This window comes from Kineococcus glutinatus (genome assembly GCF_039542765.1).
In the GTDB taxonomy this organism is placed as follows: Bacteria; Actinomycetota; Actinomycetes; order Actinomycetales; family Kineococcaceae; genus Kineococcus_A; species Kineococcus_A glutinatus.
Genome location: NZ_BAABIL010000198.1, coordinates 1 through 6748 on the forward strand (window position 1 = coordinate 1; position 6748 = coordinate 6748).

Annotated in this window: 8 protein-coding genes; 7 read left to right on the forward strand and 1 reads right to left on the reverse strand. The window is 75.8% G+C overall.

The annotated features are described in order from the left end of the window. Positions 1 to 149: 149 nt before the first annotated feature. From hpt to ABEB16_RS08490, 7 genes are all read left to right on the forward strand, one after another. Complete coding sequence (gene hpt, locus ABEB16_RS08460) at positions 150 to 701, forward strand: hypoxanthine phosphoribosyltransferase (protein WP_345711818.1); 552 nt, start codon at positions 150 to 152, stop codon at positions 699 to 701. A 159-nt stretch (positions 702 to 860) separates the two neighbouring features. Then, entirely contained in the window at positions 861 to 2843 is a 1983-nt protein-coding gene (gene ftsH / locus ABEB16_RS08465; protein WP_345711819.1) for an ATP-dependent zinc metalloprotease FtsH, read from the forward strand. 86 nt (positions 2844 to 2929) lie between these two features. Then, a complete protein-coding gene (gene folE / locus ABEB16_RS08470; protein ID WP_345711825.1) occupies positions 2930 to 3544 on the forward strand; it encodes a GTP cyclohydrolase I FolE in 615 nt (204 codons plus the stop codon). Between the two features lie 3 nt (positions 3545 to 3547). Next, positions 3548 to 4426, forward strand: a complete 879-nt coding sequence (folP, locus tag ABEB16_RS08475; RefSeq protein WP_345711820.1) for a dihydropteroate synthase — start codon at positions 3548 to 3550, stop codon at positions 4424 to 4426. Beyond that, positions 4423 to 4839, forward strand: coding sequence for a dihydroneopterin aldolase (gene folB / locus ABEB16_RS08480; RefSeq protein ID WP_345711821.1), 417 nt, complete (start codon positions 4423 to 4425; stop codon positions 4837 to 4839). The genes folP and folB overlap by 4 nt, the downstream gene beginning before the upstream one ends. Further along, on the forward strand, positions 4836 to 5420 hold the full coding sequence (folK, locus tag ABEB16_RS08485) for a 2-amino-4-hydroxy-6-hydroxymethyldihydropteridine diphosphokinase (RefSeq protein WP_345711822.1): 585 nt from the start codon (positions 4836 to 4838) through the stop codon (positions 5418 to 5420). Before folB ends, folK begins: the two co-directional genes overlap by 4 nt. Further along, the gene (locus tag ABEB16_RS08490) at positions 5417 to 5905 is read left to right on the forward strand and encodes a DUF3180 domain-containing protein (protein WP_345711823.1); all 489 of its coding nucleotides are present in this window, start codon (positions 5417 to 5419) and stop codon (positions 5903 to 5905) included. Before folK ends, ABEB16_RS08490 begins: the two co-directional genes overlap by 4 nt. 34 nt (positions 5906 to 5939) lie before the next feature. Here ABEB16_RS08490 and ABEB16_RS08495 read toward each other — a convergent pair. After that, positions 5940 to 6748: ATP-binding cassette domain-containing protein (locus ABEB16_RS08495; protein ID WP_345711824.1), on the reverse strand; the 809-nt coding region annotated here is incomplete at its 5' end.

Here is a 6748-nt window from a genome sequence, read left to right on the forward strand (position 1 = left end):
GGCGCGGGCAGGGCGCGGTGGCGCTGCCCGGTGGTGCGGAGCTGCGCCGGGCGTGTGGCAGGCTGCACGTCGAGCGCGGCCAGCGGCCCCGGTGAGCGGCACCGGGACGTGCGGCGGGCCGCCGCCGGACGCAGCCGAGGAGGCACGGGGTGGACGCGGACGACGCCGGGACGGACCTGGCCAGGGTCCTGCTCACCAAGGAGCAGATCGCGGCGCGGGTGGCGGAGCTGGCCGCGGAGCTCGACCGCGACTACGCCGGCGAGGACGTCCTGCTCGTCGGGGTGCTCAAGGGCGCGGTCATGGTCATGGCGGACCTGTCGCGGGCGATGCGCATCCCCGTGTCGATGGACTGGATGGCCGTGAGCTCCTACGGCTCGGGCACCAAGTCCTCCGGCGTGGTGCGCATCCTGAAGGACCTCGACGCCGACATCTCCGGCCGCCACGTGCTCGTGGTGGAGGACATCATCGACTCCGGCCTCACCCTGTCGTGGCTGCTGGCCAACCTGGGCTCGCGCGGTCCCGCGTCGGTGCGGGTGTGCGCGCTGCTGCGCAAGCCGGACGCGGCCAAGGTCGAGGTGGACGTGGCCTACGTGGGCTTCGACATCCCCAACGAGTTCGTCGTCGGCTACGGCCTCGACTTCGCCGACCGCTACCGCAACCTCGACGTCGTGGGCACCCTGGCCCCGCACGTGTACAGCTGAGCGGCCCGCCGCGCCCCGCCCGGCGAGGGCGGGGGCCCGGAACCCCGGGCCGCCCGCGGGCGTTGCACGCGACGGAGCACCGACCGCCGTCCCGGAGCCGGTGTACCGTCGAGCCAACTACGTGCTAGCAGGAGGGACGGGGGTCGCCCCCCTCGACTGATGTCCAATCTCAAGCGCCTCTTCCGCGGCCCGGCGATGTGGATCGTCCTCGCCGTGGCCCTCGTCATCGCGGCGATGTCCTTCGTCGCCTCCAGCGGCACGACCGAGGTGTCCACCACGCGGGCGATCCAGCTCATCCAGCAGGGTCAGGTCGAGCAGGCGACGCTGACGGACAACGAGCAGCGCATCGACCTCGTCCTGAGCGACGGCGTCACCGAGCGCGGCGCGACCAAGGTCCACTCCTACTACATCTACCAGCGCGGCGACGCCGTCCTCGAGGCGCTGGAGGCCAACCCGCCCGAGGGCGGCGTCACCGACGAGGTGCCGCGCGCGGGCATCCTGCAGACGCTGCTCTTCTCGGTGGCCCCGTTCATCATCCTGCTCCTGCTGTTCTGGTTCCTCATGGGCCAGATGCAGGGCGGCGGCAACCGGGTCATGAACTTCGGCAAGTCCAAGGCGAAGATGGTGTCCAAGGACACCCCCAAGGTCACCTTCGCCGACGTGGCCGGTGCCGACGAGGCCGTCGAGGAGCTCCACGAGATCAAGGAGTTCCTCTCCGAGCCGGCGAAGTTCCAGGCCGTCGGCGCGAAGATCCCCAAGGGCGTGCTGCTCTACGGCCCGCCCGGCACCGGCAAGACGCTGCTGGCGCGCGCCGTGGCCGGCGAGGCCGGGGTGCCGTTCTACTCGATCTCCGGTTCCGACTTCGTCGAGATGTTCGTCGGCGTCGGCGCCAGCCGGGTGCGCGACCTCTTCGAGCAGGCCAAGGCCAACGCCCCCGCGATCGTCTTCGTCGACGAGATCGACGCCGTCGGCCGGCACCGCGGTGCGGGTCTCGGCGGCGGGCACGACGAGCGCGAGCAGACGCTGAACCAGCTCCTCGTGGAGATGGACGGCTTCGACGTCAAGGCCAACGTCATCCTCATCGCGGCGACCAACCGCCCCGACATCCTCGACCCGGCGCTGCTGCGCCCGGGCCGCTTCGACCGGCAGATCGCCGTCGAGGCCCCCGACATGGACGGCCGCGACAAGATCCTGCGCGTGCACGCCAAGGGCAAGCCGATGGCGCCGGACGTGGACCTGCGCGCGGTGGCGCGGCGCACCCCGGGCTTCACCGGCGCCGACCTGGCCAACGTCCTCAACGAGGCGGCGCTGCTGACCGCCCGCGCGAACGCCGCCGTCATCGACGACCGCGCCCTCGACGAGGCCATCGACCGCGTCATGGCCGGCCCGCAGAAGCGCACCCGGCGGATGAACGAGAAGGAGCTGAAGGTCACCGCCTACCACGAGGGCGGGCACGCCCTGGTGGCCGCGGCGCTGCCCAACACCGACCCGGTGACGAAGGTGACGATCCTGCCGCGCGGGCGCGCCCTCGGGTACACGATGGTGCTGCCGCAGGAGGACAAGTACTCCACGAGCCGCAACGAGATCCTCGACCAGCTCGCGTACGCCCTCGGCGGCCGCGTCGCGGAGGAGCTCGTCTTCCACGACCCCACCACGGGCGCCTCCAACGACATCGAGAAGGCCACCAACCTGGCCCGCAAGATGGTCACCCAGTTCGGCATGAGCGAGCGCATCGGCGCCATCAAGCTCGGCCAGGGCCAGGGGGAGGTCTTCCTGGGCCGCGACATGGGCCACGAGCGCGACTACTCCGAGGAGGTCGCGGGCATCGTGGACGAGGAGGTGCGCCGGCTCATCGAGGCCGCGCACGACGAGGCGTGGGAGATCCTGGTGGAGCACCGGCAGGTCCTCGACGACCTGGTGCTGGCCCTGCTGGACCGGGAGACCCTCAACCGCGAGGAGCTCGCGGAGATCTTCGCCCCCGTCGTCAAGCGCCCGGCCCGGCCGGTGTGGCTGTCCAGCTCCCGCCGTGCGGTGTCGGACGTCCCGCCGGTGCTGGCGCCCGGGGAGCGGGGTGCGGCCAACGGCCACGCCAACGGTTTCCAGACGCCGGTGCACGGCTACGGCCCGCACGAGCAGTCCTGACCCAGCACACCCTCAGCACGACCGTCCGCCGTCCCGGTGCCGCAGCCCGCGGCACCGGGACGCGCCCGCTTCCGGGGAGCCCCGCCATCGACAGCACGACCACCGGCGCCGCAGCGCCCGCGCCGACCGCCCGGCGCGAGTTCGACGCCGCGCGGGCCCAGGCCGCGGTGCGGGAGCTGCTGCTCGCCATCGGCGAGGACCCCGACCGCGAGGGTCTGCGCGACACCCCGCAGCGGGTGGCCCGCGCCTACCGGGAGATGTTCGCGGGCCTGTGGCAGGACCCCGCGGACGTCCTCGTCACCGACTTCGGCCTCGAGCACGACGAGCTCGTCCTGGTGCGCGACATCGAGGTGCAGTCGATGTGCGAGCACCACCTGCTGCCCTTCCACGGTGTCGCCCACGTCGGCTACATCCCGGGTGAGCACGGCCGGGTGACGGGGCTGTCGAAGCTGGCGCGGCTCGTGGACGTCTACGCCCGCCGCCCGCAGCTGCAGGAGCAGCTCACCACCCAGGTCGCCGACGCCCTCGTGGGGCTGCTGCACCCCCGGGGCGCGATCGTCGTGGTGGAGTGCGAGCACTTCTGCATGAGCTACCGCGGGGTCCGCAAGGACGGTGCCCGCACCGTCACCTCCGCCGTGCGCGGGGCGCTGCGCAACCCCGCCACCCGGGCCGAGGCCATGAGCCTCATCGTGGGGCGCTGAGCGGTGCCCGCCACGGGTCCCGAGGCGCTGCTGGCCCCCGGTCGCTGCCGGGTGGTGGGCGTCCTCAACGTCACCCCGGACTCCTTCTCCGACGGCGGCCGCTGGCCCGACGCGCGGGCGGCCTGCGCGCACGGCCTGGCGATGGTCGCCGCGGGTGCGGACCTGGTCGACGTGGGCGGGGAGTCCACCCGCCCCGGGGCGCAGCGGGTGGACGCCGCCGAGGAGGCGCGCCGGGTGCTGCCCGTCGTCGAGGGGCTGGTCGCCGCCGGGGTCGCGGTGAGCGTCGACACGATGCGCGCCCAGGTGGCCGCCCGCGCTCTCGCCGCCGGCGCGCTCGTCGTCAACGACGTCAGCGGTGGGCGGGCCGACGCCCGGATGGCGGCCGCGGTGGCCGACGCCGGCGCGCTGTTCGTGGTGTCGCACTGGCGCGGCCACAGCGACGTGATGACCTCGCGTGCGGTCTACGGCGACGTGGTCGCGGAGGTCGTCGCCGAGCTGGGCGCGGCCCGCGACGCCGCCGTGGCCGCGGGGGTGGCCCCCGGCCGGGTGGTGCTCGACCCGGGTCTGGGGTTCGCGAAGGTCGGCGTGCACGACTGGGCGCTGCTGCGGGCGCTGCCGGCGCTGCGCGCCCTGGGCCACCCGGTGCTCGTCGGCGCCTCCCGCAAGCGGTTCCTGGGGGCGCTGCTGGCCGGGTCGGACGGCACCGCGCCACCGGCCGCCGAGCGTGACGCGGCCACCGCCGCCGTGAGCGCCCTGGCCGCCGCGGCCGGTGCGTGGGGGGTGCGGGTGCACGACGTGGCCTCCTCCGCGGCGGCGGTGCGGGTGGCGGCGGCCTGGGCGGACCCGGCGGCCGAGCGGCCCGGTGCGGGGGTGCCGTCGTGAGCGCCGTCGACGCCGGCCCGCCCGTGCTCGACGCCCGTGGGCGCCCCCTGGACCGGATCGTGCTGCGCGGCGTGGAGGCCACCGGCCACCACGGCGTGCTGCCCGCCGAGCGCGCCCTGGGGCAGCGCTTCCGCGTCGACGTCGCCCTGCACCTGGACACCCGCCCCGCCGCGGCGGGCGACGACCTCACCGCGACCGTGCACTACGGGCTGCTGGCCGAGCGGATCGCCGCGCTGGTCGCCGGCGACCCCGTGGACCTGCTGGAGACGCTGGCGCAGCGCATCGCCGACGCCTGCCTCGCCGAGGCGCCCGTGCAGGCCGTGGACGTCGTCGTGCACAAGCCGGCCGCCCCGATCCCCGTGGCCTTCGCCGACGTCGAGGTGGCGCTGCGCCGCAGCCGGGAGGAGCGGTGAGCCCCGTGCCCGGCCCCGTGCCCGGCCCCGTGCCCGCCGTGCTCGCCGCGGCCCCCGGACGGGAGGTGCCCGCCGTGCTGGCCCTCGGCACCAACCTCGGCGACCGCGCCGCGGTGCTGCGCTCGGCCGTCGCGGCGCTGCGCGCGGTGGCCGGCGTGCGGGTGCGGGCGGTGTCGCCGGTGGTGGAGACCGCACCCGTCGGCGGCGTGCCGCAACCGGACTACCTCAACGCCGTCGTCCTCGTCAGCACCTCCCTGTCCCCGCTGGCGCTGCTCGAGGCGTGCCAGGCGGTGGAGGCCGCGCACGGGCGGGACCGCTCGCCGGCCGCCGTGCGCTGGGGGGCGCGCACCCTCGACGTCGACGTCGTCGACGTGGCCGGGCTGGTGGCGGCCTGCCCGCGGCTGCAGCTGCCCCACCCCGGGGCGGCGCGGCGGGCGTTCGTGCTGGCACCCTGGCACGCGCTGGACCCCGCGGCGCGGCTGCCCGGCCCGGGGGGCGGGGCGGTGGCGGACCTGCTGGCCGGTGCCGAGGACCGCGACGGGGTGCGCCCGGCGGCGGACGTGCTGGAGGGGGTGCTGTGAGGCCGACGCAGTGGTCGCGGCTGGTGGCGGTGGCCGCGGTGGCGGGGGCGCTGACCTGGGCGGGGTTGCGCACCTGGGTGGTCGGCGGCGGCTACGAACCGCAGCTGCCGTGGACGATGATCGCCGCGCTGCTGCTCATCGCCGTCGTGGTGGTGGGCGCCGGCTGGCCGGTGCGGCAGTGGGTGCGCGGCGACCGCGCCCGGCGCATCGACGCCCTGCGCGCCGCCCGCACGGCGGTGCTGGGCAAGGCCTCGGCCTACGCCGGCGCCCTGCTGCTCGGCTGGTTCGGCGGGCAGGTGGCCCACTACGCCGCCCACGTCGGCATCGACGCCCGCCGCGAGCGGATGTGGCTGGCGCTGGCCGCGGCGGTGGCCTCGCTGCTCGTCGCGGCCGCCGGGCTGCTCGTGGAGCGCTGGTGCCGGGTGCCGCCGGAGCGCGGGCCGCACGAGGAGCCCGGCCCGCCCGACCGGGTCGAGCAGGGCTGAGCCCCGCCCGGTCCGGCGACGACGGGCCCGCCGCTCAGCCCTCTCCCGGCCCCCCCGCGACCCCGGCCGCCGCGGACGGGGTCCCGCGCCGCAGCGCGTCGTGCACCACGTCCGGGGTGAGGATGCCGACGTAGCGGTCGCCCTCCAGCACCGGCACCCAGCGCAGGTCCTGCCCGAGCAGCGTGGAGAACCCCGTGCGCAGCGTCTCCGTGCGCTGGATGGTCGCCTCGAAGGGCCGGAGCCAGTCCCCGACCGTGCCCTGCCGCGCCCCGCCGCGCATCGCGTCGGTGAGCGAGCCGCGGCTCACCCAGCCCAGCAGGTGCTCCTCGTCGGCGTCGAGCACCACCCCCCAGGAGCGGCTGTCCACCTCCAGGGCGGTGGAGGCGTAGGCCACCCCGTCGCCGCGGGCCAGCACGGTGGGCTGGTCCAGGTCCTCCACCCGGATCGGGGTGACGGCCAGGCGGCGCAGCCCCCGGTCGGAGCCGATGAACCCCACGACGAACTCGTTGGCCGGCGCCGACAGCAGCGTGGCCGGGTCGGCGTACTGCTCCAGCACGCCGCCGGCGCTGAACACGGCGATCCGGTCGCCCAGCCGCACCGCCTCGTCCAGGTCGTGCGTCACGAGCAGCACCGTCTTGTGCAGCTCGTGCTGGATGCGGGCGAACTCCCGCTGCAGCCGCTCGCGCACCACGGGGTCCACGGCGCCGAACGGCTCGTCCATGAGCAGCACCGGTGGGTCGGCGGCCAGCGCCCGCGCCACGCCCACCCGCTGCTGCTGCCCGCCGGACAGCTCGTGCGGGTAGCGCCGGCCGTGCTCGGCGGGGTCGAGGCCCACCAGCTCCA